The 25,963-nt window shown below is 51.4% G+C and carries 20 protein-coding genes; 7 read left to right on the plus strand and 13 right to left on the minus strand.

All coding sequences use genetic code 11. From position 1 onward, the window contains the following. Positions 1–197 precede the first annotated feature (197 nt). Positions 198–1,148 carry a hypothetical protein gene (locus ACOZ4H_RS13960; protein ID WP_424329851.1) on the minus strand — a complete coding sequence of 317 codons (951 nt, stop codon included), beginning with the start codon at positions 1,146–1,148 and terminating at the stop codon, positions 198–200. 157 nt (positions 1,149–1,305) lie between these two features. Between ACOZ4H_RS13960 and ACOZ4H_RS13965 the strand changes: the two genes are divergently transcribed. Together ACOZ4H_RS13965 and ACOZ4H_RS13970 are read left to right on the plus strand one after the other, a co-directional pair. Next, positions 1,306–1,515 (plus strand): hypothetical protein, encoded by a 210-nt coding sequence (locus tag ACOZ4H_RS13965; protein ID WP_424329852.1) that lies wholly within the window; start codon positions 1,306–1,308, stop codon positions 1,513–1,515. Between the two features lie 358 nt (positions 1,516–1,873). Next, positions 1,874–2,866: a Cdc6/Cdc18 family protein gene (locus ACOZ4H_RS13970; RefSeq protein WP_424329853.1), complete on the plus strand. Its 993-nt coding sequence runs from the start codon at positions 1,874–1,876 to the stop codon at positions 2,864–2,866. 189 nt (positions 2,867–3,055) lie between these two features. Here ACOZ4H_RS13970 and ACOZ4H_RS13975 read toward each other — a convergent pair whose 3' ends face one another. Both ACOZ4H_RS13975 and ACOZ4H_RS13980 read right to left on the minus strand, forming a co-directional pair. Then, complete coding sequence (locus ACOZ4H_RS13975; protein ID WP_424329854.1) at positions 3,056–3,466, minus strand: hypothetical protein; 411 nt, start codon at positions 3,464–3,466, stop codon at positions 3,056–3,058. Between the two features lie 78 nt (positions 3,467–3,544). Continuing rightward, positions 3,545–4,114 (minus strand): hypothetical protein, encoded by a 570-nt coding sequence (locus ACOZ4H_RS13980; protein WP_424329855.1) that lies wholly within the window; start codon positions 4,112–4,114, stop codon positions 3,545–3,547. Positions 4,115–5,087: 973 nt separating this feature from the next. Here ACOZ4H_RS13980 and ACOZ4H_RS13985 point away from each other — a divergent pair. Both ACOZ4H_RS13985 and ACOZ4H_RS13990 read left to right on the plus strand, forming a co-directional pair. Continuing rightward, complete coding sequence (locus tag ACOZ4H_RS13985) at positions 5,088–5,354, plus strand: hypothetical protein (protein ID WP_424329856.1); 267 nt, start codon at positions 5,088–5,090, stop codon at positions 5,352–5,354. A 2-nt stretch (positions 5,355–5,356) separates the two neighbouring features. Beyond that, on the plus strand, positions 5,357–6,145 hold the full coding sequence (locus tag ACOZ4H_RS13990; protein WP_424329857.1) for a DNA adenine methylase: 789 nt from the start codon (positions 5,357–5,359) through the stop codon (positions 6,143–6,145). Positions 6,146–6,149: 4 nt separating this feature from the next. Here ACOZ4H_RS13990 and ACOZ4H_RS13995 read toward each other — a convergent pair whose 3' ends face one another. The 8 genes from ACOZ4H_RS13995 to ACOZ4H_RS14030 form a co-directional block, all read right to left on the minus strand. Further along, entirely contained in the window at positions 6,150–7,520 is a 1,371-nt protein-coding gene (locus ACOZ4H_RS13995) for a hypothetical protein (RefSeq protein WP_424329858.1), read from the minus strand. Positions 7,521–7,522: 2 nt separating this feature from the next. Then, entirely contained in the window at positions 7,523–10,303 is a 2,781-nt protein-coding gene (locus ACOZ4H_RS14000; RefSeq protein WP_424329859.1) for an AAA family ATPase, read from the minus strand. Between the two features lie 644 nt (positions 10,304–10,947). Then, entirely contained in the window at positions 10,948–12,048 is a 1,101-nt protein-coding gene (locus tag ACOZ4H_RS14005; RefSeq protein WP_424329860.1) for an HNH endonuclease, read from the minus strand. A gap of 181 nt (positions 12,049–12,229) precedes the next feature. Next, positions 12,230–13,432, minus strand: a complete 1,203-nt coding sequence (locus ACOZ4H_RS14010) for a hypothetical protein (protein WP_424329861.1) — start codon at positions 13,430–13,432, stop codon at positions 12,230–12,232. A 171-nt stretch (positions 13,433–13,603) separates the two neighbouring features. Further along, on the minus strand, positions 13,604–13,951 hold the full coding sequence (locus tag ACOZ4H_RS14015; protein WP_424329862.1) for a hypothetical protein: 348 nt from the start codon (positions 13,949–13,951) through the stop codon (positions 13,604–13,606). An 84-nt stretch (positions 13,952–14,035) separates the two neighbouring features. Beyond that, the gene (locus tag ACOZ4H_RS14020; protein ID WP_424329863.1) at positions 14,036–14,239 is read right to left on the minus strand and encodes a hypothetical protein; all 204 of its coding nucleotides are present in this window, start codon (positions 14,237–14,239) and stop codon (positions 14,036–14,038) included. Positions 14,240–14,388: 149 nt separating this feature from the next. After that, positions 14,389–14,934, minus strand: coding sequence for a hypothetical protein (locus ACOZ4H_RS14025; RefSeq protein ID WP_424329864.1), 546 nt, complete (start codon positions 14,932–14,934; stop codon positions 14,389–14,391). A 425-nt stretch (positions 14,935–15,359) separates the two neighbouring features. Further along, positions 15,360–16,355 carry an HNH endonuclease gene (locus ACOZ4H_RS14030; protein WP_424329865.1) on the minus strand — a complete coding sequence of 332 codons (996 nt, stop codon included), beginning with the start codon at positions 16,353–16,355 and terminating at the stop codon, positions 15,360–15,362. A gap of 188 nt (positions 16,356–16,543) precedes the next feature. On the opposite strand from ACOZ4H_RS14030, the gene ACOZ4H_RS14035 reads away from it, so the two are divergent. The 3 genes from ACOZ4H_RS14035 (at position 16,544) to ACOZ4H_RS14045 (ending at position 18,385) form a co-directional block, all read left to right on the plus strand. Beyond that, positions 16,544–17,341, plus strand: coding sequence for a hypothetical protein (locus ACOZ4H_RS14035; RefSeq protein WP_424329866.1), 798 nt, complete (start codon positions 16,544–16,546; stop codon positions 17,339–17,341). A 271-nt stretch (positions 17,342–17,612) separates the two neighbouring features. After that, entirely contained in the window at positions 17,613–17,837 is a 225-nt protein-coding gene (locus ACOZ4H_RS14040; RefSeq protein ID WP_424329867.1) for a transcriptional regulator, read from the plus strand. Then, positions 17,834–18,385: a transcription factor gene (locus ACOZ4H_RS14045; protein ID WP_424329868.1), complete on the plus strand. Its 552-nt coding sequence runs from the start codon at positions 17,834–17,836 to the stop codon at positions 18,383–18,385. The genes ACOZ4H_RS14040 and ACOZ4H_RS14045 overlap by 4 nt, the downstream gene beginning before the upstream one ends. 227 nt (positions 18,386–18,612) lie before the next feature. Here the strand turns inward: ACOZ4H_RS14045 and ACOZ4H_RS14050 are convergent, their stop codons facing one another. Together ACOZ4H_RS14050 and ACOZ4H_RS14055 are read right to left on the minus strand one after the other, a co-directional pair. After that, a complete protein-coding gene (locus ACOZ4H_RS14050) occupies positions 18,613–22,239 on the minus strand; it encodes a UvrD-helicase domain-containing protein (RefSeq protein ID WP_424329869.1) in 3,627 nt (1,208 codons plus the stop codon). Beyond that, positions 22,239–25,709, minus strand: coding sequence for a hypothetical protein (locus ACOZ4H_RS14055; RefSeq protein ID WP_424329870.1), 3,471 nt, complete (start codon positions 25,707–25,709; stop codon positions 22,239–22,241). Before ACOZ4H_RS14055 ends, ACOZ4H_RS14050 begins: the two co-directional genes overlap by 1 nt. Positions 25,710–25,963: the final 254 nt, after the last annotated feature.

Below are 25,963 nucleotides of genomic sequence, written 5' to 3' on the forward strand. Positions count from 1 at the left end.
TACGAACCGACTTGAATGTACCTTATTCTCCAGTTAGTTACGATTACTAGCACCTACTGGTGTAACGGGCTCGAGAGTCAACTAAATCGTTTCTGTGGGGTATCTACCTGTCAGATAGGTGCTGCAGGACTTCTGGTTTCAGAACAGACCTGAACAACTAGATCCTAAGTTTCTTCAATTATTTCCAATACCGTCTTTCAATTGAAATCACATTGGTCCAGAGCGTTTTGCCCCATCTCAGCTTCTTCGTTTGCAGTCTCCCGATCACCATCTGCTAAGGCCTCTGCCGCTGTGGCGAAGTGCGCGGACGCTTCTTTAAGCGCGCCAGCGTAGCAAGTCAGTTCAATTACCGAACTTTTCACCGTATTGGGTGCAGATCCCTCAAGATTGGTGAACACAGATTCTGAGGTCGTGAAATGTTCCTGCGCCTTCTGGAAGTCAGATTCGGCCTTGGTGTATTGCTCATTGTCAATAGCAGCGGATGCTGCTTCGTAATCTACCATACCCAGTGACATTTTACGATACCCATCTGCTAATTCAATAAGCGCATCCAGTTGTTCTGCCAGGGTGTCAATATCTGCTTCCAAGGTAGTCAGATTGACCTGGTCAATAACATCACCAGCTGTAGTGCTGAGGCGGCTGTTTCGCTCACGAACGACAGTCAGTGATTCATCGGCACTTTCCAGAGAGTTCCCCGCTTTTTTTAGTGTTTCTGCAGCCTTCTCATATCGCTCGGACTCAAAGTATGTGTAACTGGTAGTGACCTCAGTATACCCTTCTGCAAAGATATTAAGGAATTCAATCATGCTACGAGCAAGCGAAATCCAGTCCTTTGCAGCGTCAATTTCAGTTTGTTGGGCTTCGCTTGCTGTGGTTTCCGCTGTATCGAGTTCTTCTTCAGCAGCATCCAGATGAGGTACGACAGTGGTCGTCTGCACATCGACACCGGTGCCTTCGATGTCTGCTTTCTGGAACTTGTCGCCTTCTTGAGACAGAGCTGTATTTGCTTGTTTTAATTCCTCGCCTGCGGTTTGCATGTGCTGGGCTGCTTTGTCTTCATCAACTCCATCATCTGAAGAGGAACACCCAGCCAGACAGAATGTTGTGATGGCCCCACTTGTCGCGGTAAGATATTGCCGTCGATCCATGTTCTCATAAGTTGCTTAATTATTCATCATAAGTACTTTGATGATAGTATTATTACTACAAGAGAACTTTATTTGACTTACTTTAGCTACTTTTACTTTCACTTTCACTCCGCACCCATGGCTAACTCCCTTTATACATACCATTTACTAGCCAGATATGGGATTGGCATACGACGAGACGACGGGGCACGAACAGACCAAGCTGCATACCCATCGCGAACACTGGACGACAATTATTCTTGAACAGCGAGAGGGTGGTGACTGGCTCGCCACCCAAGACGGTGTCGCTGTCGAAGGCCATGGTGAGACAGCCGCCGATGCAGCGGCAGACTACTGCCAGCAAATCGCGGAGGCTGATGATGAGTAGGGCCTATCAAGACGGCACGCAGATCCGATACCGCTGTCGTGCCTGTGGGATTTCCTTTACCGATTCAGTGGCTGGCATCGTGTCCTGTCCGCGCTGTCACTCAATCGCCGCTCACGAACAGGTGACCCATGGCATCGAATGAAGATCGCCCACTGACGAGTGAGTATGAGGCCATTCAACAGCGCATTATTGATGGCTGGCGAATGCGCTGTCCGAACGGCCATGGAGACCTACGCGACCAGAAGGGGCCGTCAGTATACTGCCAGACCTGCACCGAGGCGTATCATTACGACGACCTCGTCGACGCCCGTGACGCGGCGACGACACCATTGGTCTCACCACCAGAACACCGTCATCCATGATTACAGATGCCAGAGCACTCAGACACGAGTACGTCCCTCAAGATCTCCACCACCGTGGCGGCCAGATAGACCATCTCTCGTCCGTACTGGCTCCGTCGACGGTCGAGCTCTCGGAGGATGTCTGTTTGTTCGGCCCCAGTGGTGCCGGGAAGACGACCATTGCGAAATACACGTTGGCCCAACTCGAACGGGAACGGCTGGATATCCGATGGGGCTACGTCAACTGTATGGCTGACAACACACCAGCCGCTGTGTTACACGAGTTGGTGCGCGACGTGGGGCTGGGGGCAGACCTCCGACCAGAAGGAGCGGCCCGGTCGCGAGCTATCCAGCGGTTGCGCAACAGTGATGACCGGCTCTTTCTCGTATTAGATGAGGTGGCTCTCCTTGATGAGGAGACACTGATCGCGCTGTGGGAGGTCCCCAATGTCTCGCTTATCTGCATCACGATTGATGAGGACGAGTGGTTCACCGCACTCAGCTCACAAGCGAAATCCCGGATGCAGAGTGCGGCAACGGTTCGGCTGCACAAATACAGTCACTCCGAACTGGTCGATATTCTCGACAGTCGCGTCGTGCACGGTCTTGTGAGTGCGCGCGTAGCTGATGGCGTCATCGAACAGATCGCGGATATCGCCGCAGGCAACGCTCGTGAAGGGATTGCCATCCTTCGGCAGGCCGCCATGCATGTCGAGGAGCGTGAGATGCAGGAACTGACGACAGCAGTGGTTGATGCTGTTGTCGAAGATGCAGCGGCCGATATCCGAGAGCGACGGGTACGTTCGCTGGGGACACATCAGCGGCTTTTGCTTCGGATTATCGAGGAGGCCGGCTCGATTGACAGTGGGACACTGCATGCCCGCTACGAGGCACAAGCCCAATCACCGAAGTCTAAATCGACACGGCGGCGATATCTTCGGAGTCTGTGTCGGTACGAACTCATCGACCGAGATGGGAGTACGCGAGGGACGCGGTACATCGCGGTGTAATTTAGGTTTGGAGCCGAGTTGTTTCTGCTTCTATGGTCGTTGATATTACAGACAGTCTACCAGACTGGCTTGATGAATCGCTCTGCTAATTTTGTCTTGTTGAAATCCTTGCTGAGAACTATGAGGGGAGTACTCTTTCGTACTCTCTCGCGATACTCATGGAACTCCGGGCTACCTCGGTCTACTCGCTCACTCAACCCGGCGGTAAAATGTTTCATCCTCGCGGTCAATGACCTCCGAGGGATCGACCCCGGTTCCATCGACGGCGTCGATGAATTGTCGGGAGTGGATCGTCACTACCTCCGCTGGATCCGTGCCGGCCTTCTCGAGCATCTCAAGGGCGGCCGCGTTGTCCGTCACGGTGGTCCGCTCGCGCTCCAGCCTTTGCATACCGGCCACGCTGTCTCCAACGTCTATCTCATCATCTAACGCAGGCTCAATCACCTGCTTACGCGCTTCTTTAGCAACGCTCTCCAGACGGATTAGTGCATTCCGCATCTTCGCAAGCGCCTTGGCATGGCTCGTATCTACGCCGTGATTAGCCACGTCTTCAGCATGGCGGGCTGCGTCTTGGAGCGTCTCAGGGTCGGGGAGTACCATCGTATCTGGCCCGTTGGTGAAGGTTCCGTGTATAGCTTTCTACAGACCTATCATCGAATGAAAATTGGATAAAGAATGCTACTTTTTATTTTGAAACACTCTATCAGGCAATCGGGGCCAGAGAAGCCGATTCACGATAGCCTGGAACGGCGACAGAAGGGTAACGACAATCCCAGTAATGAAGGACCCGAGCGCAACCGCGAGATAGAAAACTGTTGGAATAGCCGACTGCTGTGTGATACTGAGTGAGAAGCCGATAAAAAACGCAAACACTACGATTGCAGTTATGAACAGGACTGATCCCAGAACTGCGAAAGTTCCCGGTGCTGTGTCGGTATGCTCTTTGAGAAGTGTCCAAAGATCACTGTAGAAACTTCTGGCAGCAGTGATGTTTTCTGTGGCGGCGGGGTCGTGTGCAGCAGTGTTCCAGGCATATGTGGTCTGGCCATCGTTGCGGTTGAGCCATTCCTTAGTGACCATCTCCCCGGTGTGTTTACTGATAGTTTTGTTCGAACGACCCATCATTTCGGCAAGTTCATCCTGTGTATACTGCCGGTCGTGGTTAGTGTAAAGGACCTCGGCGATTTCAAAGAACGTCTCGCCCTTGGCATCAAACTCATCACAGAAGTCGTCGGGCACCTTCGGCATTGATTCAGAGTAGACAACCATCAAAGAAAAATGTTGAGCCTGGGGTTCACGAATATGAAGGGGGTCATTCATCGCCGTGAACGGGGAGTAGAGGCCGCTTAAACGGTCTTTTCTATTTTTACCCTTGGCACCTCACATATCAACCGTTGATGTCAGGTAAAGTCACTTCGGCCGACTCAAATGCCGGTACTGGAACGTCTGAAAGAGAGACACGCGCGGAAACCTACCGACGCGGCCAGGTATCCCCACAGCAGATCCTGGGAGGCATTGTACTGTTGATCATTGCAGTCCCGCTGGCCTCCGCAGCAAGTTCCATTCAATCTAGTTTTGCATCGACTTCTGGATTTTCGTGGCTTACAGCATGGGCCATTGCACTCCTGATTGTTGGTGCGATAGTCGCGACAGCGTTGGGGCAGGACTGAAAAATGGACGGACACGATCTCTGGAAGACCATGTTTCAGTGCCTTGCGGCCAGGCCCCGTCGACGGATCTTAATTGAGCTATATTCCCAAGAGCCAGAGGATACAATTCAAGTTCCTGCTGACATCGAATGTACTGACCAGAAGAAAACAGCATTACGGCAGGCGTGTTTTCATGTACACCTGCCAAAACTTGCGGAAGCAGGCTATATATCTTGGGACGAGGGGACATACGAAGTGCGTAGAGGGCCCCAATTTGCTAAGATACAGTCCCTACTCAGACTCATACAGACCCACAGAGAGGAACTTCCCGACGGGTGGGTATGATTGGGAGGAGGTTTTGAGAGGGGGGCCGGGCTGTCATCCATATTCAGGCACACAGAAAACCACCAAACTGCAGTGCTTTCGGTTACTTTCGACCACCTTTCGGTCAGCGGCTGAGAACCCGATAAACGCCACAGAAAGACCGTCAGGCAAGAATTAGCGGTTGAGAATCGGCTTTCGGGTAGCCACACGCACCAGCACTTTACTAGCGGATCTAGTTGTCCGGGTGTATGTCGCATGCCAAAGCGCCAGACCGTGTCGCTACACAGACGTTCGCCGCTTCTGAGGTCCAGGTTCGTGTGTTCCGGACGGACCCGGAGTATGCCAGTCGCATCGAGATCGTCGACGATGGCCGATGGGAGTTTGGCGTCGACGACGTCGGTGTCGCAGACGTGCTTTCGACACCCGGTGACGGAGAAATGGTGCCCGACTGGGTGCAAGAGCTCCTCGAGAATGCTGGTGTGCTCGCTATCAACGGCGTGGGGGAGGTCGCCTAACGATGGCCGACGCCGTCTTTCCGTTCCCGGGTGGAAAGAGCAAATTGGCGAGTTGGATTCTGGAGCAGGTCCCCGACCATCGATGTTTCGTGGAGGTGTTCGGTGGGGCTGCTGGTGTGTTAGCCAATAAGGATCCAGAATCGAGTACCGTGGAGGTGTACAACGACCTCGATGAGGACCTTGTGCACTTCTTCGAAGTGTTACGGGAACAGCCCGACGACCTCGTCGAGTGGTTGTCGGCCGTGCCGTATTCACGGGCTGTGCATTCCGATTGGGCGCGGGCCTACTATAGAGGGTACCGGCCGAAGGATGACATCAAGCGGGCCGGCCAGTTCTTCTATCTTCGGTACACGCAGTGGGGCGGTGGGTATGACTCGTTCAACGGCTTTGCGACAAGCAAGGTCTCCAGTCGAGCAATGAGCTTTGCGAACAAGATTGACCGGCTGCGTGAGTTCGCCGAGCGGTTCGATGATGTTGTGGTCGAGAACCTCCACTGGCGGGACCTGGTGGAGAAATACGATGCTGCGGAGACGGTGTTCTACTTTGATCCGCCATACGTTGGGGCCGAAGGGTACTATCCAGCCAGCGATATCGACCACGCGGAGTTCGTCGATGTGTTAGGCGGGTTGGAGGCTCAGTGGTTGTGTTCGTATCAGGAGCTGCCCGATGGAATGGATGATTTTCATGTCTTGGGGCGTGACGAGAAGAATTTCATCAACAACGGGACGAGTGGGGCCGCAAACGAGACCCGAGAGCATCTGGTAACGAACTTCGAACCGTCGGTAGCATAGGCCGCTACGAGTATTGTAAACAGAAGATTCGCCGCAACAGGCTGGGAAGGACTGTTTGCAGGTGCCTTGCCTGGACGATTCGGATAGGAATGTCAGCGCCAGCCTGTTGGGCCAGAGAGGCCGGCGTGATTTTATCGGTTGTGTCTAAGTCCTGTACGACAAGCAGTCCATTGAGCCCACTACCGAAGTCCCCTTCTGGGAATTCGTAGCCTGATTCCGTTCGAAGGAATTGGAGATATTCGGCCAATTCGGTGATTCCGCTCCGAATCCGGTCTTGTTTGGTAGAGTCTTTGACTTCGACAATCAGGTAATCAGTGTATGGGGTGTCCGAAGTCCCGGCACGAACGATGACGTCAGGCCGTTTGGTGTGCTGTTGGACTGCCGTCTCGGTCAAGAATACATCAGCCACCTCTCGGGCTTGCTTGTGTGCCATGTCCGAGCGAGACTGTGGCCCCTTGGACTCTGTATAGGGATGAAATGAGATATCGTCTGGTGTTTGGTCATAATAGACTTCCAGGGCTCGTGCGCCGTCGAACGTGGCTGCGACCTCGCGACCGGATTCGAGTGTATGGTACGTTGGTCGGCCAATCTCCTGCTCGTTCAGATTGCGAAGCGCATCGATAATCCGGAACAGTGCAAACAGTTCGAATAGCGTCTGGCGACCACTGGGTGTGATGAGTGTATCCTGCAGTAAGGCCCCGATTGCATCGGGATCTCCCGCATCGTACTGCTGGCGTTGCTGAACAAGGGTGGCAGCGTCCCGGTACAATTCTGTCCGAGAGCTCGCTGCACGGGTTAGCATTCGGTCGGTTGGTTCAGTTGGCTTCGGGTCGGGGATACGCCGGAGGTGGATGTTCTGTTCGGCAGTGGTTTGGAACGAGTCTCGGAGTTCGCTTCCAGCTGCCCAGGTGTTTTCAACCCATGTTCTGGAGTCAGTGAGATATCGAGTGACGTTTTTGAGGGCGCTGTATATTCTGGAGATTATTTCCTTGAGAACGATGTTTTCAGAGATATCGTACGCTTCAGATTGGAGCTCGGTGACATAGAGTCCGGAATTGCCCGGACTCGTGGTCGCGCGTTCTTGATATGTTGCCCCCCAATCAATGCGACCGTTGATACCTCCTCTCTGGATAGTTGATTCCCGCTCAGTCCCTGTTTTAACACCTCGAAGGTCTTGCTCAAGGTCAGTAACGAACTCTTGAACAGCCTCATCAAGGATGAAATGGAGGTCGACGAGTCGGTCGAAATCGTCGTACTGGTCCGGATACGACGCTGGCTTGATGAGCGGGGCGATGTCATCAGCGGGGAAATCGCCATTCAGAACGTAGGTAAAGAGGTCATCGGCAACAGCATCAACGAGGGCGGATTCACGCATCGTCAGTCGTTCGTATCCCAGTCGATGTCCTGTACTGCGAGCATGTCCGCAGCGGCCCGCTCAAGTTTGTCTGTGTCGATGATATCGACGTGCCCGATGTTTTTGACGATCTCCTTGCGACCAGGAACGCCTTCCAGCTGCGGGAAAATGTAACTAATGACCGCATCAGTTAGCTGGGACGCCGATGTGTCGTCATGGGCTGTAACGTAAGCTAAGATATCTTGTACGATTGCCGGGCCGACTGACCGCTCTGAGATAGCCGTATTCGTTGCTCGCCAGATTGCGGCCACCTGATGACACATCTCCTGGGAAGGGTCCATCCCCCAGGCTCGAGCATAGTCTTGCAGGAACGCTTCCTGGTCGGTCCCATCCGTCGGAATATCCGGGACCCCGATTCTAATGAACGTGAACCGGCGCATGAACGCGTAGCTGATCTCATAGAGGGAGGTCTTGTCGAAGGTGTTCATCGTCCCCAGAATTCGCCAGGTCTCTGGAACAACGAACTCATTCGATTGGAACGTCCCGCTGTCAGCCGCTTGGTCAGCAGGCACTACCTCGATTTCGGCATCGTTGTCGCCGTTAATTCGGTACGGAAGCGTGACGCGTTGGCCGGACAAGGTCGTAAACAGTTGTCCAAACGCCTTGTCGATATTCGCCCGGTTGATTTCATCAATAATCGTGGGCTCGTTTGTCTGGGTGCCTGATTTCGGGTTCTTGAGCCGGTTGAGTAAGACTCCTGGATGGAAATTCAACTGGTCACCCGCAACGTCGGGGTCAGGCATGTACCCACCGACGGTATCGAACGTCGACCAGTCGGCTGTTGCCGTCGTGAGTTGGGACCCACTGTAGAGATACGGATACGCACGCTCAAGATAGTCGGTGACAGCCTGTGCAACCTCTGTCTTTCCGGTGCCTGGCGGACCAGTGAAGATAATGTGATCGCCGGCACGTAGGGCTGCTGTGATTTGCCCAGCGAGGTCATCCGCCGAGGCAATACCAGCATCAGCTGGGAAGTGGAGGTCATCCAGCACTGATGCAGGGATCGTACCGGTGAAGTCACGATGGATTGCGACCGGTGAGATCTCGTTGACAGTGTTGGCTAATCGGTCCGCAATGCCCGCTGCTCGGCCGTATGGCGTGTTGTCCTCAATTGGGTCAATAGCTGCATGAACTGGGAATTGTGTCCCTACAAGCGATTGGCACAGGTCATTGATTTCGCTAATCGGAATCGCATCCTGTCCCAATGCGTCGAGTGCTGGTTCAAGTGTCTCTGCATCCGTCGCTTCGATGACTTGAGGCGGGTCTCCGATTGTCGCGGCGCCGGGAGTCACGAAGAGCTGGTCAAAGGTGAGTAAGTATGGGAAGTCAGCGTCGGCCTCAATTTCGTCATACCACCAGGCATCGTCTTTTTGTGCCGTCCGCCCAGCGATGGCTGCTCCAAACACGAAACCAGCCTGGCTATCTAATTCGGAGTGGTTCGATTCACCAGCAGCATGGAAGAAGAGTATATCGCCAGGCTCGATTTCTTCCCAGGTGTCTTTGGCGGATTCTCGAAGGCCGAATGCACGGTGTCGAAGAACTGTCAACCAGTTCGCTGGCGGCGAAGTAAGGGCATACGCGTCTGTACCCGCTGCACGGATTTGCTTGACCAACGGATGGTCGAGATTGTCGAATGTGACGTAGGCCCCGTTTTGCAAGACATTGAGTTTCGTCTGATTTGCATTCAAGCCATATGGGAGATCCGCCTGTTCTTGCAGGTCACGGAGCAACGCCAGGAAAACGACTTCGTGCGGGTCGGCCGAATCCAGTGCCCCGATGTTGAGATCGGCAGCGATCTCTCGGAGAGGTTGTTCGACTCGTTCGAGTAGGGCTAACAGGTCTTCTAAGTCCGTGAGTCCATCTGGGTCAATGTATCCATCGGGCTGGAAGCCACGGAGGGCATCTGACCACGTGCGGATTTGCGTGTTGTCGATATGGTCGGCAAGAATGTTCGTGTGGTGGCTATCACGTAACCGTTCGAGTACGACTTCGGTCGCTTCGTCTATCCCATCGAAATCAGTTACGTCCTCACCGGATGAGTCTCCACCCTCTGGCGGGTCTGGGAGACTGAGCCCTGCATTCTCTAAATACGTTTTGAGTGGGCTGTGTTCCGCGGCCAGGATGCTTGCTAAGGAGTCGGGACAGCGAGCAAGATAGGTTCCTTGTGCGAGTTCGAGGTTCGTATCGTAAGGCAGGTGTGTATGTGACTCTCGGATCTCTCGTAGTGCTGCCGTATACTGGTCATTCTCGAAGACGGCGTCGTAGATGTCAAGCGGAGTCTCGAACTCAGTGTACTCGTTGAGCCATCGCAGATAGCCACCCTCCTCTTGTTGTTCGTCCGACCAGCCAAACGCATCTAACCCGTCAAACTCATCGTCGAGCTCGCTTTCGATACGAGAGGCTCCCACGATTTCGCCGTCTTCTTGGAGCAAATGGAGAACGACATCTCCCACCTCTGCTTCTCGCATCGTTTTGAAAATATCCTGGCCACCTCGGCTTTGTGATGGGGAGTAAATCGCCTTGCCAAGCGCGTAATCGCCAGACTGCTTGTAGTCACGTCCCTCGAGATAGGTTTTCTCGATCCAGACGTTCGGGTCGCTGCTGCGGAAACTCTCGAATGTATCCTGTAGCTCTGTGGCGTCGATGCCCTCACGTAGTCGTGTTTCGGCGTCTTCATTGAGTGAAACCCTGTCTAAGATGGTTTCAAGATACTCGACTTTGTCCTCTGGCTCCAGGCTTTTCACAGCCCCTTGGAGTGTGTTACTCGAGAAGGATGGTTCAGAGCCGAAATCTTCGTTAAATATTCTGCCGAACTCTCGGTGGATTGGGTCACAATACAGGACCCACGAATAGTCCTCGTCTTCCCATGGGACATCGTCCTGTGAGGTAACGCGGGCTGCGTCTCGGAACTCCCAGATCCCTTTAACACCGAAGTCGGGGTTTGCACCGTTGGCACTGGTTACTCGAGCGATGACGAGATCGCCTGGTTGGAGATCAGGCCCACCGGCGGGGTCGGCTCGTACTCCCTGCCAGGGGTTCCCGACGTGGGCTTCGCCGTGGACGTCTCCATTTGATGGGCCACTAACGCAGTCGTTCCAGTTGTCAGGGTGAATATTGAAAACCCAGGTATCCGAGTGTCGTACCATAGTATTGTGTACCTGTTAGAGGGCGGCGGTCTGTCCTGCCATGACAGTTTTTCTCTGGTGTCTTTGGTGTTGTGCTTGAGTTAATGCAACCCAGAGTCCCATTGGACGAATATAATCCTCTAATCTGTCGGAAAATAAAAGAATGGCTCAGCAGATTGTTCACTGAAAACAGAACTGGAAAGAATGCATTAAATTAATTACTCTAAGAAATATTCAGTCTCTATCGATTTACAATTCACCTTTTATATTTCTTCCCGGTATCGTTGCTGGAGTTTTTCTGCACTCGGTCGGTGATTTCCCAAAACAGTCAATTTGGTACCAACTAATGCGTCTTCGTGAGCTGCCGTGATTTCTAACGTATCAGGATCAATATGAAGTTCACCGCGATCAAACTCCATATGGTGGTTCGGACACAGAACTAACATGTTCTCAATTGTCGTGGTCCCCCCTTCCTGTATCGGGAGAATGTGACAAAGCTCGGTCGTTGAGGTATCACCACACACCTGACAGGTTTCTGCATACATATTCTGCAGCTCCGTCACTGCGTCAGAATCCTGTCGGAATATCCGTGTTTCTGATTTCTTCTTGTCCTCCTGCACCGACCCAGAAGCCCAGTTGAGTTTTTGAGTCCTCTGGAGTAGCTCTTGATACGTCGTATGGAGGTCAAGCACATCCCGTGCTTCTGATTCTTTGTCAATCTCGTCTCGGTACAAGATCAGCTTACGATGAGCCACATCATTACGCAAATCGATAACACTGCCAAGTTTTGACTCCGCTTCAGAAGATGATTCGTATTCCAAGTCCTTCCATACTTCACTTTCGTAGACTACAGTGATTAAGTCCGAGAAGTTAGCATAGTTGATTAAATCCAAAGTCAATCCTGATTGGCGCTCTCGCCGTGCTTCCATCTGCCCGACGGGTCCGCCATCAAGGAACTGGGTCCAGTCATCCAGGCTATTAGTAAGATAATCTCTGAGCTTTTCTTCAAACCGAGTGAGGCGCTCATAAAAATGAATATATACCGGTGTTTTATTTAGATCTGCCCTTGTCACGATACCGGCGAGTTCATCTGCGCCACCAAGAAAATAAAAATAGTTCTGACAGAGTGCATCCAGGACCGCATCGAAGGACGCCCCAGTTGAGAGTATAACATCTAACTCGAAGCTGTTGCGATAACGCCTGATTGGCCTATCGATGTCTTCTATACGATCTTTCCGAACGTATCCAACCGATTTCCCTTGCTTATCGTACAACGGCGCTGCGTTGTAGTCCTTGCGTTGCATCCACTCATGTACGTCCGCTGCCGATGCATCAATCGGTTTGCCTTCCGGATCTGGCGTCATCAATTCTCGAGCCGTAGCCGTGTAAATTCGATCCGGCATCTGTGCCCAGGGTTCGTGAAACAGGCATATAATTACTTCTTTAGAACGTGATTGTTGCACACGAATTATCTATCGCTGGTGTCGAACCCTTTCACTAATTGAGGGTTCAATGAGACCATCTATGTCTACGTTTCGGGCGCAATCACTCCTTCTCAGCTTTTATCAATTCAGCTTCAATGGATGCCAGCCGGTTCGTGATGTCCTGTTGAATATCATCGAGCGTCTCTTCGATGCTTTCGCGTGACTTGCGAATTTCATCGCACTGGCCTCGGACTGATTTGAAGCGGCCAATGTCTTCTTCAATTTCCGTGAGTTCGGATTGGAGTTCTTCTGGATCGAATTCAGCACCAACATCAGCATATGCCTGGACCGCTCGCATTCGGGCCCAGCCAAACGCGATGCGGAGGTACCCAGGTTCGATATCCTGGTCGTCTGTTTCACTCATCGCAACGACAACGGTGTTCTGGTCGGTGAATTCATGGAACCACCCGGTTTTGGTGCGTGGTAGGTTCTCAAGCGAGTCCGTGACAAAGATACCGTACGCTGCATTCCGGTTTTGGATCGCTTCCTGCATTTCCTCCTTGATATTCTGTGTTGAGTAGCTCTCTGTTTTGGCCTCAACAACGATGTCCTGGTCGGTATCAGCTAAATTGATAACAAAATCGCCGACCTCTCGACCCATCTCGCCTGTTGTGTCTCCCGTGAACTCAACGTTGTTTGGCGTCTGGCGGACCACTTCTCCAAGAATCTCTTGGATTGAGTCCTCAAAGTCGCCACCTTTCAGATACGTTCGGCTGCGGATATCGTCCGCTGTCTCCTCTTCGATCACCTTCTCTCGGATATCTTCAATCTCATCTGTTAGTCGTTGTTCAAGCCGGTAGAGTGGGCTGTCTTCTTTATCTAAGTTGAGTGCAGATTGGATTCGCTCGCCGTTTTCGCCGAGCTCCTCATTCAGGCGGTCAACGAATGGGCCATCCTCATCGAATGCAGCTTCGATACGGTCTTGCAGAGTTCCGTTCTCTCCGATATGGGTATCAAGCGTCTCCTGGAGTTCCCCGTCATCGCCGATCTTGTTATTGAGTTCCTGCTGGAACGTTTCAACCTCGTCTGTGAGTTCATCTTCTAACTCTCCGAGGCGTCGTTCAACGTACTCGACGTCTTGGGAGGTGTCCATCAGTTGCATCGTTTTCACCCCAATCGAGAGCGCCTCAGACAGTACGTTCGGGCGTTCGTCGACGTCATGGTCTGCGAGGAAGTCAATGAGCTCGTCATCAGTAATTTCGAGGGACTCAATGTGGAGTGTGTCTGTCCCTTGGTCGAGGGAGACGCTGCCGGTGGCTGCCATACGTTGTGCGTGCCCTGCTGGTGACTTGTAAGTTAGTGGCAAGTATTCGAATGTGATACTATAGTGGGTAGCGTACTGTGTCAGTACGACCTCGAGAGAGTTCGAATATGAGAGTGGTCCCAGCGTGGGAATCGTTCATCCAGCGAGAGTGCGCCAGACTCCGTCGAATAGTTACAGTAAATCGAGATCGTCGTCGGTCTCGATTTCACCGTCCCATTCATTTGCGGCCCGGCGGACCTCGAATTTCCGTTCGGAGATGCCAAGGATTCGGCTTTCAAGTTGGTCGATGTAGTCCTGCAGTTCTTCCTCAGTTTCGATAACGTAGTACCCGTTATTACTCGATGCAATCGGAATTTGCTCTTCCAGCATGATGTCCCGGACCAGCATCCGAGTTTTCGGGAACGACCCGACCTCCTGTGCTTCGAGGTGCTCGCTGATTTCACGGGAGGAAATCGGATTGTCAGCGCCGCGGTGGTCTAACAATAATTCTTTAACTAACTCTCGGGCATCATCCGACATGTCTCAATAGTTTCTCCCCATGAGACATAAAAATCTAGCAAGAAATCGCCAGGCGAAGAGGGGAAGCTATTCAAGCCGCGTCGGTCACCGAGTGTCGTAGTAGTGACTCCCGAGTTCGTTCGCAAGCAGGCCAGCTAAATACGAATTATCGGCCTGTTCAGCGGCCTCGATAGCGTCAACCAGTGCCCGATCTACGTCTGCATTGGCTTCGGTCTCATACGTGCGTTCGTCTGGCACGTCAACTGGCACTGGCTCGTCGACGATGTCCCTGGATAGCTGGCTCGACATATACAGACCATATAGTGCCTCATATCTAGTTTTTTCGGTGCTGGTAGCATCTGGGATGTGTCGTCTTTGACTCAAGAACACAGACGCCTGCTTGATATCTATGCTTGACCGTTTGAACTCTCAGTAATGGGTGGTACGAAAAATTGTAGTTAGAATTCGGGGATGGGAAATAGACACTCCTGAGTGACACGGTGATAGGACCGACCTTCATGCGTTAGCGTTGGTGCTTCGGTTATGAATTCTCGTGGTGCGTACCCGATTAGTCTGACATCAGACTGTCCGACCCGGCTGGCTAACACGTAGTAATCGGCGGTGAGCTGGCGGTTTGCGCCGACGGTGAGTGCTGGATCGGTGTTGTGTCGTCCGACGGTCTTCACATCAATGGTCATACCATGGTACTGTAGGTCAACGCCTCCATCACCACCGTCTGGATACACTTCTGTCGTCAAATCATCGGTAATACCGAGCTGCTGTGCCAGCGCATCTTCGCCGAGGAGCCCAGTCAGGTGGTCCTTTGCTGTCCCGGTAGTCGTCTCCGAGATGCAGCGTGCCCATTCTTGGAGGGTGTAGAAGCGCTCCTCGTTGATGTGAACGGAGGGATAATCTTCAATTGACAGTTGTGCAGACGAAACGAGTGGGGCTGCTGATGGGTCTGTTCCAGACGGACGGCCAGTCGTGGATTCGTGGTTGCTCATAGATGTGTCTGTTGCTGGTACCGATTTTCCTGCCCACAAGCAACGAGGCGACAACGATGAGTTGTCTGCCTCCTGTGGCCAGGGCACCTCGGTAGCCGTGGGTGTTTTATTTTGTATTGGTCACCGTGTATGAGTGATGACGCTTGCTGGCTCTACTCTCACGAGCGACAGTGATGTCTCTCTCGGCGATAGTCGTCTACTACCTGTGTTTCGGCTATAGAGGACCTCTCGCGTTGTCCTCAATATTTGATAGAGGGAGAGGGCGTAAAAACACTCGCCCAGCCCGGTGAAAGTGATGTACACTCTTGTACATTTTATTTGTCGTACTGTTTGTACAGAGGCTATGGGTTGTAGGAGAAACTGCCTGAAAGCTACGCTCAGAGGGTCTCTACAAGGCCGTCTATATCTATATGTGGCGTCTCCGCTTAGGCCGTTACCCAGCCAATTGAATCATTATACTGCTGTAGATACGTCGGCTCAACGTTGCCATCCAGTTGAGAGACAGACTCACCAGCCCGGTCGATGATTGTCTGTTTCAGCAGGTCGCTGTTGGTTTCGAAGTCGGGATTGACGTGTAGCTGGTAGTTGTGGTCGATGGTGAATAGTTCGCGGTCGAAGGCTGCGTGGTGAATCTTGCTGAGTGGGAGGACGTTGGTAGGATCAGCCCTGTGCTGAGGGTAGTCGCTCCAGGGCAGGACGTGAGCAACATCCAACAGCCCGCGGTGGTCAACACCGGATATCGGACAAGTTTCGTCATATTGGACGAGGACAGTCTCCCGGAACTCCGGATCAACTGCCCGGGCTTGGACCGTCGTTTCGTATGTCGTCGCCGTCGGAGTATCTGTGGTCGGCGCGTCGGCCTGTTGGTTAGACCCAGCCCACTGCTCGACGGTGGTCTCGACGAACTGGTGGCCTTCATCCGTGAGTGCGTACTGTTGTCCGTCCTTGTGGACGAGTCCGAGACTCCGGAGCCAGTTCGCCCGCTGTTTAGCCATGTCCGTGTTAGCTGGGTCCCAGCCCAGGTTTCCATGTGTCTTGAGTTGCTGGTGCCCGATTTCTTCGATTGTCATCGGAGCGGGCACGAGCGAGTACAAGAGGCTCCGGAGGCCGACATTTCGGCGACACATGATTTCCAGGAGCGTTTCGGTCGTTTGCTCCGCGACGTAGGTGGTTCCCTCGGGACCGAGTCGCCAGTGTTGGCCGTCTTGTTCGATAAAGCCGACATCTTCGAGATAGTCGATGCGGCGCTGTATTGAGTCCCGGCTTGAGACTCGCTCGAAGTGGCCCCGGTGCCAGCCGATGAGTTCATCGGGTGTGGGCTGTTGGTCAGCGACGTACTCGAGAATTGCATTGAGTGTTTTGACGTAGCTTGTTGCGCCGCCGAACATCGGGACGATACTCCGGAGCCGGTCTGGTGGCATCTCTGGGTAGTCTTTTGGAGGTCAGTACATGATCTTTGGGACTACGCGGTTGGGTTAGTGTGTGGTTGTGGTTGCATAGGAAAGGAAGAACGTTCCCGATTTTTTACTGTAGTATTCTCGTTTATATCTGTACCATTCAATTTGTCCTGTAACCGCAGCACTTTATCTTCGATACATAGGCTAGTGCCATGGAAGAACCCCAAGAGGTCGAACCGTCAGAGGATTGGGAACACAAAGAACTCTACGACCGCATTAAGTCAGCCATCTTCGCTCTTCCATCCCGGTATGATTCTGATATCAATATTGAAGGATTAGATGCTGAGGACCTATTCTCCCTGAACAGCGTTCTCGCCGCGACTATCGAGGACAACGTTGTTGAAACATTAAATGAGATGCGGTCAGTCTGGGATCCGGATGATGAGTATGCGGACTGTTCGTTCATCCGCCAAGCTCAGACGTTTCCTGATGTCTTATTCGTTCGACACAAAGAAGCAGGTATTGCTGAACCGATAATGGGAATCGAATTAAAGGGCTGGTATCTGATTTCCAAAGAGAAAGAACCATCTTTCAGATTTAAGATCACTCCTGATGCCTGTGCCCCACAAGATCTCGCTGTGCTGTTCCCATGGGCACTCGATAACGTTCTGTCTGGCGAACCAGAGCTGTACGAACCATATGTGACCTCGGCTAAACGAGCCTCAAGATATGTTGATTACTACTGGCAAGTGCTCCGGAGTACATCATTAGATACAACAATCAATCGACCTAATAATGCCGAACCTTACCCTGATCCAAAGTCGGACAAAATACAGGATATACCTGCCGAAGATAGTGATAATTACGGTCGTCTCGCCCGTTCTGGAATTATGGATGAATATAAAGAAAGGATGTGGAATAAGGAACTCGCAGGAATCAGAGTTGAGGAGTGGATTAGCTTTCTAAAGAACTCGGGAGACGACACACAAATGAAGATAGGTGATTTTTGAGGTACTCTAATTGTATAGTCTATTCCGTAGTTGAAACCGTCCGTCTTGTCAGATTCGTGTTTATAATACGTTTGTTAATAAACGACGTTAAGTATCGACAGACTTCAGCCAATCGAGGTCAGAAATAAACACCCTATCTTAGAGTGGCTAATCCTGGCTCAGTCTGTAGCGTATCGAAGATAACATGCAATTAAAGAAGGCCATTCAATTATCCATTGAATGGCTGGTAGAGTGGTGTGTTTATTAGTGAGACGGTAAATATCGCAACTGAATGGCTGGTGACGACCGTGATGACGTTGGTCGGTATACCGAGACGTATCCCGATGAGGATTTCCTCTCTGCTGTCGAATCTATTAAGGTGGCAAGCACACAGAATGTGGCTGATGAAGTTGGTTGCTCCTATGACTTAGCATATCACCGGCTGAAGGAGCTAGCTAGAGAAGGCCACATCAGTAGTCGAGAAGTCAGAAACGCGTTCATTTGGGTCAGTGAATGACTGACATCGACATAACGAATATCGTGGGGACAATAGAATACGGGCAACGCTTTGACCTCGGAGCTGTCGCCAAAGGATTAGAGAACCGGGATGAAGTACAAAAAATAAACTACGATCCCTCAGAACTCCATCTTATCCACAGTTGGTGGGATGGTGTATACGTAGCGTTCTATCAGAATGGTACATGTTCTACTGTAGGACATGATTCTGTCGAGTCGTTTGAACAAGTCGTTCATACCATTAATACAGCGATGGAGGATATGATTGGATTTGACGATACTCCAGAGGTGAGCATCAAAAACATAGTTGCAACCGCAGAATTAGGTTCAATCCCTTCCCTTGAATTGATTGCAGTCTCACTTGGTTTTGAGAAGGTTGAGTACGAACCAGAACAGTTCGGTGGGTTGATTCGAACGTTCGAAGATGGTGTTGTTATGGTATTTTCAACTGGAAAAGTAGTATGTACAGGGTGTTCCTCTGTTGAGCAGGCCCAACAAATAGTGGACACAATAGAATCAGAAATACAAGCTATAACTGAATCTGGTTAATTAATCCATCCGAGTTTTGCTAACAGTTCTGAACATTACAGGTTAGTTTTATCAGTGGGTGGATGATTGATTCACAACCAACTATTATAGTTTTTATTACAACAAGTGGCAACAACCTTAGCGAACGCTTTTTGAAAATTTAGAAGTCACTGTTTGCGGTATATACGTTCTTTCAGTTCAACACGAATCTAGAGACGGAAGTTGAACAGTAGATCGACAGTGCCGTTCTAATCTGCCCACTCAGGGCAGAGACCTCGATACGGACATGAGCCGCATCGGGTCTTTACATCGGGTGAATCGGTCTGGTCAGGATCAGGATCCGGCTCCGCTTGTAATCCTTGTCCAGATATAACTTCTAATGTTTCGCGTGCCGCCATCAACGCCTCTTCAAACTCATCAGCGGTGATTTCCACTGGGTGACGCTCTATATCCGGGTGGATGTAGAACAGCTCAGTCGAAGCGATCTCAATGTCGTATGCTTTATCCACAAGCCATCGATATGCAGCTAGTTGCCGGCGGTACATCTGTTCAGAATATTCTTCCCCTTCTGCTACCCGACCTGTCTTATAGTCGACAATATGCCAGCCATCGCTATCCTCATAGAGGAGGTCGATCTGGCCTCGAACGTACGTATTCAGGTCTGGTGCATAGGTAAGAACTTCATGCTCTGGCAGCACTTCGTTAGCATTGGTGTCTAAGTGTGATGCAAGGTCAGAATTCTCGAAGTTCGCCTGTACCTGCTCAAGTAACTCCGTTTGGATTGGAGATGAATAAGTCTCCGCAAGCTCCTCAGCATCTGCGGGATCCTCGTGGTATCGCTCTAAAAAGAGGTGGACAAGGTCTCCCCACTGACTACGCTGCAGGTCTCCAGGTGGTGTGCTTCCAGGCGGGATTTCAGCACGAATACCACTTATTTCCTCGAGTTCACTATATTGGAAGCGAAGTGGACAGGCAAGCAGTTCTTGAATTGAGCTTGGTCGGACAACTTCTGGGAAGAAGTCTGGCGCAACCGGATCAATCTCATGTTGCCGATCCTCATTGATTGCTTCATTAACGACATCCATCCCAATCGGTTCATCCTCGATTGGCGTTCCCGTCTCGAGGTCGTCGATACCAATACATACCTCGGGCGACCCGTTGGCCTCGGCGTAGTCAAGCTGATGACGAAACACGCCTTCACGCCACCCGTCTAACCCATCCGGCTGGAGGCGTTCTCGTAGGAGGGGAGTCCATGACATATACTCGTCTGGCCACGGTTCGGTATCAGTAAGTCCGAAAATCAGATGGTCTGAGGCCCGAGTATACGCTACATAAAGTGTCCTCCAAAACTCCGCAATATTGGCAGCGATATTATCGGCGAGTGGGTGGTTGTCTTGCATTGTTCCATCGTCGCCTCGATTCCCACGAAGCCACGTAGTACCAAGCCCATCAGCCGCAAAGACGAATGGATTGTAGTCATCGGTCAACCAGTAATCAGAGCCACCTTGATCGAAGTCAACTGGGACCTCATTCCCGATATCAGGCCGAAGCCCGACACCGTCCCGACTTAACAGCATCCGATTATCCCACGGGAAGAGGCCACCAACCGGCGAATACTGGAGATCGGGAAGAATAACGATTGGATACTCCATACCCTTAGATTGATGTACAGTAGTCAGCCGAACAGTTGTGTCGGAGTTTTCGTCCGATACTTTTGCCACTGGATATTCCTCATCACCGCGTTGGGCCCGGTCTCGAAGGCGTTTGAGCCTGATGACAAATTCGCGGTACGTCATCAGCTCCTCATCTTCCCACTCGGCAGCAATCTCTGTAATGAGCCAGAGATTAGCAAATTTCTGTTTGCCATCGGGATCGGCTAATACAATCGAGTCGAATGCCGTGTGTTGAATCAGCTCACTAACGAGCTCTGCCTTGTTCTTTTCCCGATCCCAACGGAGATCGTTTCGGAGCGCAAGCAAACCTTCTAATCGGTCTCGATCGGCTTCCGGCAAGTCTTCCGGCCAATCCTGCAGAGCGGTTGAGAGGTAGAGATTCTCACTTACCAAATAACGTATCGTTCGGTCTTCAAGTGCCGTCACTGGAGAGCGTAGAATCCGGATGAGTGAATCCTTTTGATGCGGATTTGCGAACCAGTCAAGCACATCAACCAGCAATCGTACTTCTGGTTCATCGAAGAGGCCAGCAGAGACATCGACAGCGCAATCGACACCATATTGACGGAGTGCTTGGACGTACAGAGGCATCACGTGGCGTCGATTAAATAGTAGAGTGATATCTCCGGGTTCCGGTTGGCGGTATTGTGGATCATCGAGTGATTCAGTTGCCTCTCCATCCAGTACGGGAACCCGATCACTCCCGGTGATTGCACTCACAGTCCTTGCGATCTGCTGGGCTTCTATATCCCACCAATCATCTTTGTTCTGTGGGCTACCCAAGTCCAGGACATGGAGGCGTGATAGGGCTTCCTCACCGTTGACATCCGTCATTTCAGCCCATTCGGGCTCAATTGATGCACGTTCTGCAGTTGCTGCTTCGAACGGAATGGGGAATGGCCCGATATCGCCTCGGGCTTCATCATCGAAGACAGCATCAAAAATGTGGTTGGCGGACTCTACGAGATCAGGATGGCTCCGGAAGTTGGTTGTCAGAGGTCGATACTCCATCCCTTCAACTTCCAGATACTCGTCAGCCTGCCCGGCTTGCGCGTCTTGAATGATTTCAGAGAAGATTTGTGGGTCTGCTGATCTCCACTGGTAGATCGATTGTTTCACATCCCCGATGAAGAGAGCGTTAGGACTTTCCGGTGCAGTCGGGTCAGCGTCCGGGAAGCAATGGGAGAGAATCCGACATTGGGCAAAGCTGGTGTCCTGGAATTCGTCGATAAACACATGATCAAACCGTTCACTCAGACCCTGCGCCCATTCACTGTCTGGGTTTTGGTTGAGATATCGCCAGACCAAATACGTGATGTCTGTATGTGACAGCTCGCCTGAATCCAGGGTTTTCGCATCATAGAGTTCGTCAAAGGCAACGAGGAGGGTTTTGAAATCCTCCAGCAACCCTTCATTGTGTTCATAAACCCGTGATGCATGTTCTGGCAGATCGCCCGGAATGATAGCATACTGGCCTGTGATGTGCTCAGTGATATCGCGGATATCTTCTGCTGAGAACTCTGGCTCGAGATTCGCATGTGACTCACGATGAGTCGCAAGTATCTGCTCGCCCATCTCTTCGGGCGTCCAGCAGAACTCGCGGCTTTTTGAATGTGCATCAGCCAGCATCGTACGGACATCGCGTGGTGGGAAATCACGCCAGTCTTCATTTGGATAGGCATCTTCAAGCCGATTTAACCGCTCTGCATGTTCTGGATTCTCACGGAGCTCCTCCATAATCTCGTCAATGAGATCCTCATCCTCGAGCCCATCACGGATATCCAGATCCGGAGAAATACCAGCATCAACGGCCACTTCGCCGAGAAGACGGTGGGTGAATGAGTCAATCGTTTCGATGTAGCTGTCAGTCTCTATCCACCGCCAGATGTCAGGGTCGAGCTCTTGACCGGTTTCGGATTCGTGTAGACGAAGTCGTTGTTTAAGCTCGGTCTTCAGTTCGCCTGCTGCATCCTTTGTGAATGTCGTCACCAGCAGGTCGTCCATGGGATTCCCAGCCTCGGTATCAAGCTTCTGTAATACTGTTTCAGCAACGATATCGATTAGAGTCGTCGTCTTTCCGGTCCCCGCACCAGCCCCTACGACGACACGTCCACTCCCGTCAAAGTATTCATTGAAGACTTCACTTTGCGGATCATCATCGAACACTGACGGTGCATCATCTGGATTCGTTAGATAAGACATTAGAACTCACCTCCATCCGGGACGCCACACATAGAGCGATACGCACAAGACTCGCACCCACCTCTGTTAACGAACCCTTCGCCGACGCTAAATTCTACCTCTCCATCAGTTGGCTGAATATTTTCGAGATGAGTATTTAGATCCTCATTCCACTGCCCTTCACGACTGTACCAACCAGCGGTCGGAATTTGGTTACCGGGCCCAAGATTCGCTTCTGGACCGTTGTTAATGCCAGCACGAATCGCTGCAGCATGGTTCTGTTTAATTAGCCCATGACGGGCGTGTGAACCACTTTCGTACTGGTCGTGGAACAAATACCCTGCGTAGTTGTCTTCTGCATGTGGGAGTGTGTGAATTCGGTGGTCAAGCATAAATCGTGTATTGTAACTACAATCGTCTACGTCATCACAGGATTCGCATAGTGAACTACATCCCTCGTCCCGGTATCGCGATCCATTCCAGCACGTCTTGCTCGCCTTCTGTGCATATGAACTGTGCCGGACATGGTATATTGGCAGTACGTAGTCGTCATCATGTGGAAGAATATCTTGTCGATGTCCAGGGAGCCAGACCCTCGTTTCATTCCCGACATCGACGCGCCGCTCCTGCTGCCACGTCCATTGCCGCTGGTGTGTCTCATCACTCTCTTCCTCCTGTTCGACAAGGGTATACTCATCAGCGAGCTGCGGACCAATCTGGAGGTCGATATAAGAGTTGAATTCCTCCTGGACCCATTCACGGACTTCATCCCGGCTATCAAATCGATCTGTTAGCGAGCGCCGATCTCGCAACTTTTGATTGATAATCGATTGCCATGCCTCTCGGCTTTGCTCACCAGCGTAATGATGCTGGATAATCTGTGGTAGTTGACCAAACCGGTAGTTTTGTCGTGAGCCCATGTAGAATGGAATCTCTTGTCGGCGAACATCTGTCCCATTGAAATTAAAGAGGAACTGGTAATAGTAGAATTTCAACTGGCACTGACTGAAGAGATCAAGTTCGTGGACGCTGATCGGGGAACCGACAATATCTTGCAACGAAAATCCATCGAAGGCTGCCTCGTCGGCTGAAACAGTTATTTGTGTTGGAGGTTGGACGTAGCGCTCGTACCGTGGCCGAACCTGTTGTGTATACGTTTCCTGATTAGTCAATGTAGACAACCTTTCTAAGTTGTCCGCTGTGATCTCTGGAGCAGTTCGTCCCGGCCAAGCACGATTGGCATGATGTTGGATCAATCGCTGGCGGTCGCGTTCACTGATTTGGGAACCTAATTCATCCCAGGTATCCGCCATACCTGTCGTCCCCGGCTCTGGGAGCCATTGGTCTGCGCGAACCCGAGTTACATAGTCTTCACTTGGGTCTGTCTCGATGAGATCCAAAAATGCCGACCAAGGCACTTCATTAGCCTCTGTGTCTCGAAATTGGTGGCTGACAGTGATACTCTCAGAACTCACCTGGAGAGCTAATTCGTAGTAGTCGATATCAACCTTGTACTGAGTCTCCTGAGCAGCTAGCCGGAAGTATGGAAGAGTCCCCTCTTCGCTTTCAGATGCTACGCGCTCTCGCAGGTTCTCGTGGAGGAATGTTGCCTCTTCTCGCTCAACAGGGAAATCACCGCGTGACAGTCCAAGAAGGTGGACGTGTTCTGCGTCCATGAAGAATGTATCACCAGCGTCAACGATCCGGATCGCATTCCCGTCTTTCTGTTGCTGACGAATGGTCCCACCGCCCAGAACATCAAATAATGCCTGGCTGGCTTCTTCCCACGAAGCTGTCCAGTCAGCGTCGTCGTCAAAGACTTCTTGCAGATATTCATAATGCTGTCCGACCTGGGCTGCACTATTGTACACATTCTGTGCCACCGCAGTCGTGTGTTGATCTGTCAAACGTGAACGGGTTGCATCAATCCCTGGCCCGTCCGGTCGTGACCGGCGATTCGGAACCATTTGATAGATGTAGTCGCTCACGAGTCGCCGGACAATATCCCGGAGTTGTTCTCCTGTCTGTGGTGGGGACCCCTGTTGATCAGAAATCCAGTCAAGGAACGCTTCCATCCGTTCACGTGGCTCATCCCATCCGGTAAGATCAGCCACTGTGCGTTGCCACTCGCCAAATGTTCGTTTTCCATCTCGCTCTTCAGCATCATGTAGCCGCTGTTCAAGATAGAGAAAAACCCGATCTTGAAGTGGCCAGTACCGCGGCTGCTCCTTAGGATGACAGAAGCCTAGCCGAAGAGGGTCAACTAGTGTATCATACCCGATTTCTTCGTTGTCAACCGCTGCCTGAATCAAATCGAAGGTAGCAACAAGGAATCGATAGCTTGGTGCATGGGCTAGCGCAGCCTTTGTCTCCAGATGATACGGGAGGCCGTTGGACTCGAAGATATCCTGGATCGGAGTTGCATAGGCCTCGATATTGCGGGCTACAACAACAATATCGCGGGGTTCATACCCTTCATTGAGCTTCCCTCGAACGTCTTGTGCGAGAAACTCCACTTCGCGACGACGCTCTGGCGCTTCGACAAGTTCTAAATTGGGAGGGACCTCAGACTCGTGTTCACCATCCAGTGCATCCGAAAGGAATTTTGCGGATGACGAACTGAAATTGCGTTCATCATCAGCCTCCTGTACGTCGACAGTTGAGATATTGGTTAGACGCTTACGCTGGCGCTCATAACTTCCAGCCCCCAGAAAGAAATGTAGATCTACATCGTCGTGATGGCGACCGATCTCCAGTAGTAGTCGCAGTGTCGGGTTGTCGAATACGCTTATTGTCGTGATGCCAACCCACGAAACCTCGCCAAACACTTCGTGAAATTGATGCTGAATATGTTCACGGGCAGCACTGACGAAGTGGCTCCGAGAAATGTATGGAACAATTGAGTCTCCTGTTGTATTCGTATCAATTGCTTCCTCTGTCAATTCTGCTGCAAGAGTCTCTAACACGTCAGTTAGTTCAGCGAATTGTTCGAGTCGGCGCTGGCCACTCTCGCAGGCATATGTATTCTCTAAGTCTGCTGCAAGGTCGCTGAGATCTCTGTGATCGTTACAGGCATCCGTGCAACGGTAGTACTCATTGAGTTCCTGATAGAGCGTCTCAACGACGTTGTCCTCATCGCTTGGTAAGCCCTGTGCAAGTTGCCGGACAGGAGATGAAAATTCCCCATCTCGGGCACGACGAAGTGTTTCTTGGATTAACCGCTGCGTGAAGCTCTCTGGCAGGAGTACCGGCGTTGGGTCAAGACCTCCTTCAAGAACGGCCTCGGAAATATCATCAACTGTTGTGAATTGGGCTACGTTCGTCGGCGGATGGCCATCTCGGGCGAGTCGTTTTTTTAATCGCTCGCGACTCAGTGCTCCACCAACGATGCATAGTCGAGAGTGATCCTCATTGGGCCTTGGATCGGCAGATTCCAGCTGGTTATTAATGAGTTCAGGGACAGGAGAACCGTGATGAATCTGAACCTGCATGAACTCATCCGTCGGAGGGTATGTATATAAACCTTATTTGCATTACCAGATGTTGAGGTGTCAAGTAATCAGATAAGTATCTACATATTCAATTACAATCTATATCAAATAAGTATATACTCTGATTTTATATAGTATTAACAATAAGATGCTAAAATATTCGCCGGTTTTTATTGTGACATCGATACATCACTCCGAAGAGACGAGACAGACCCTCAATCATAGCACGAAAAATACTCGCTGCATTCAATCCA

Source organism: Haloarcula amylolytica, assembly GCF_049705545.1.
GTDB lineage: Archaea > Halobacteriota > Halobacteria > Halobacteriales > Haloarculaceae > Haloarcula > Haloarcula amylolytica_B.

Coding starts and splice junctions, on each gene's coding strand:
- ACOZ4H_RS13960 (WP_424329851.1), bottom strand. CDS start 1,148: ATGGATCGACGGCAATATCTTACCGCGACAAGTGGGGCCATCACAACA.
- ACOZ4H_RS13965 (WP_424329852.1), top strand. CDS start 1,306: ATGGGATTGGCATACGACGAGACGACGGGGCACGAACAGACCAAGCTG.
- ACOZ4H_RS13970 (WP_424329853.1), top strand. CDS start 1,874: ATGATTACAGATGCCAGAGCACTCAGACACGAGTACGTCCCTCAAGAT.
- ACOZ4H_RS13975 (WP_424329854.1), bottom strand. CDS start 3,466: ATGGTACTCCCCGACCCTGAGACGCTCCAAGACGCAGCCCGCCATGCT.
- ACOZ4H_RS13980 (WP_424329855.1), bottom strand. CDS start 4,114: ATGCCGAAGGTGCCCGACGACTTCTGTGATGAGTTTGATGCCAAGGGC.
- ACOZ4H_RS13985 (WP_424329856.1), top strand. CDS start 5,088: ATGTCGCATGCCAAAGCGCCAGACCGTGTCGCTACACAGACGTTCGCC.
- ACOZ4H_RS13990 (WP_424329857.1), top strand. CDS start 5,357: ATGGCCGACGCCGTCTTTCCGTTCCCGGGTGGAAAGAGCAAATTGGCG.
- ACOZ4H_RS13995 (WP_424329858.1), bottom strand. CDS start 7,520: ATGCGTGAATCCGCCCTCGTTGATGCTGTTGCCGATGACCTCTTTACC.
- ACOZ4H_RS14005 (WP_424329860.1), bottom strand. CDS start 12,048: ATGACGCCAGATCCGGAAGGCAAACCGATTGATGCATCGGCAGCGGAC.
- ACOZ4H_RS14010 (WP_424329861.1), bottom strand. CDS start 13,432: ATGGCAGCCACCGGCAGCGTCTCCCTCGACCAAGGGACAGACACACTC.
- ACOZ4H_RS14015 (WP_424329862.1), bottom strand. CDS start 13,951: ATGTCGGATGATGCCCGAGAGTTAGTTAAAGAATTATTGTTAGACCAC.
- ACOZ4H_RS14020 (WP_424329863.1), bottom strand. CDS start 14,239: ATGTCGAGCCAGCTATCCAGGGACATCGTCGACGAGCCAGTGCCAGTT.
- ACOZ4H_RS14025 (WP_424329864.1), bottom strand. CDS start 14,934: ATGAGCAACCACGAATCCACGACTGGCCGTCCGTCTGGAACAGACCCA.
- ACOZ4H_RS14030 (WP_424329865.1), bottom strand. CDS start 16,355: ATGCCACCAGACCGGCTCCGGAGTATCGTCCCGATGTTCGGCGGCGCA.
- ACOZ4H_RS14035 (WP_424329866.1), top strand. CDS start 16,544: ATGGAAGAACCCCAAGAGGTCGAACCGTCAGAGGATTGGGAACACAAA.
- ACOZ4H_RS14040 (WP_424329867.1), top strand. CDS start 17,613: ATGGCTGGTGACGACCGTGATGACGTTGGTCGGTATACCGAGACGTAT.
- ACOZ4H_RS14045 (WP_424329868.1), top strand. CDS start 17,834: ATGACTGACATCGACATAACGAATATCGTGGGGACAATAGAATACGGG.
- ACOZ4H_RS14050 (WP_424329869.1), bottom strand. CDS start 22,239: ATGTCTTATCTAACGAATCCAGATGATGCACCGTCAGTGTTCGATGAT.
- ACOZ4H_RS14055 (WP_424329870.1), bottom strand. CDS start 25,709: ATGCAGGTTCAGATTCATCACGGTTCTCCTGTCCCTGAACTCATTAAT.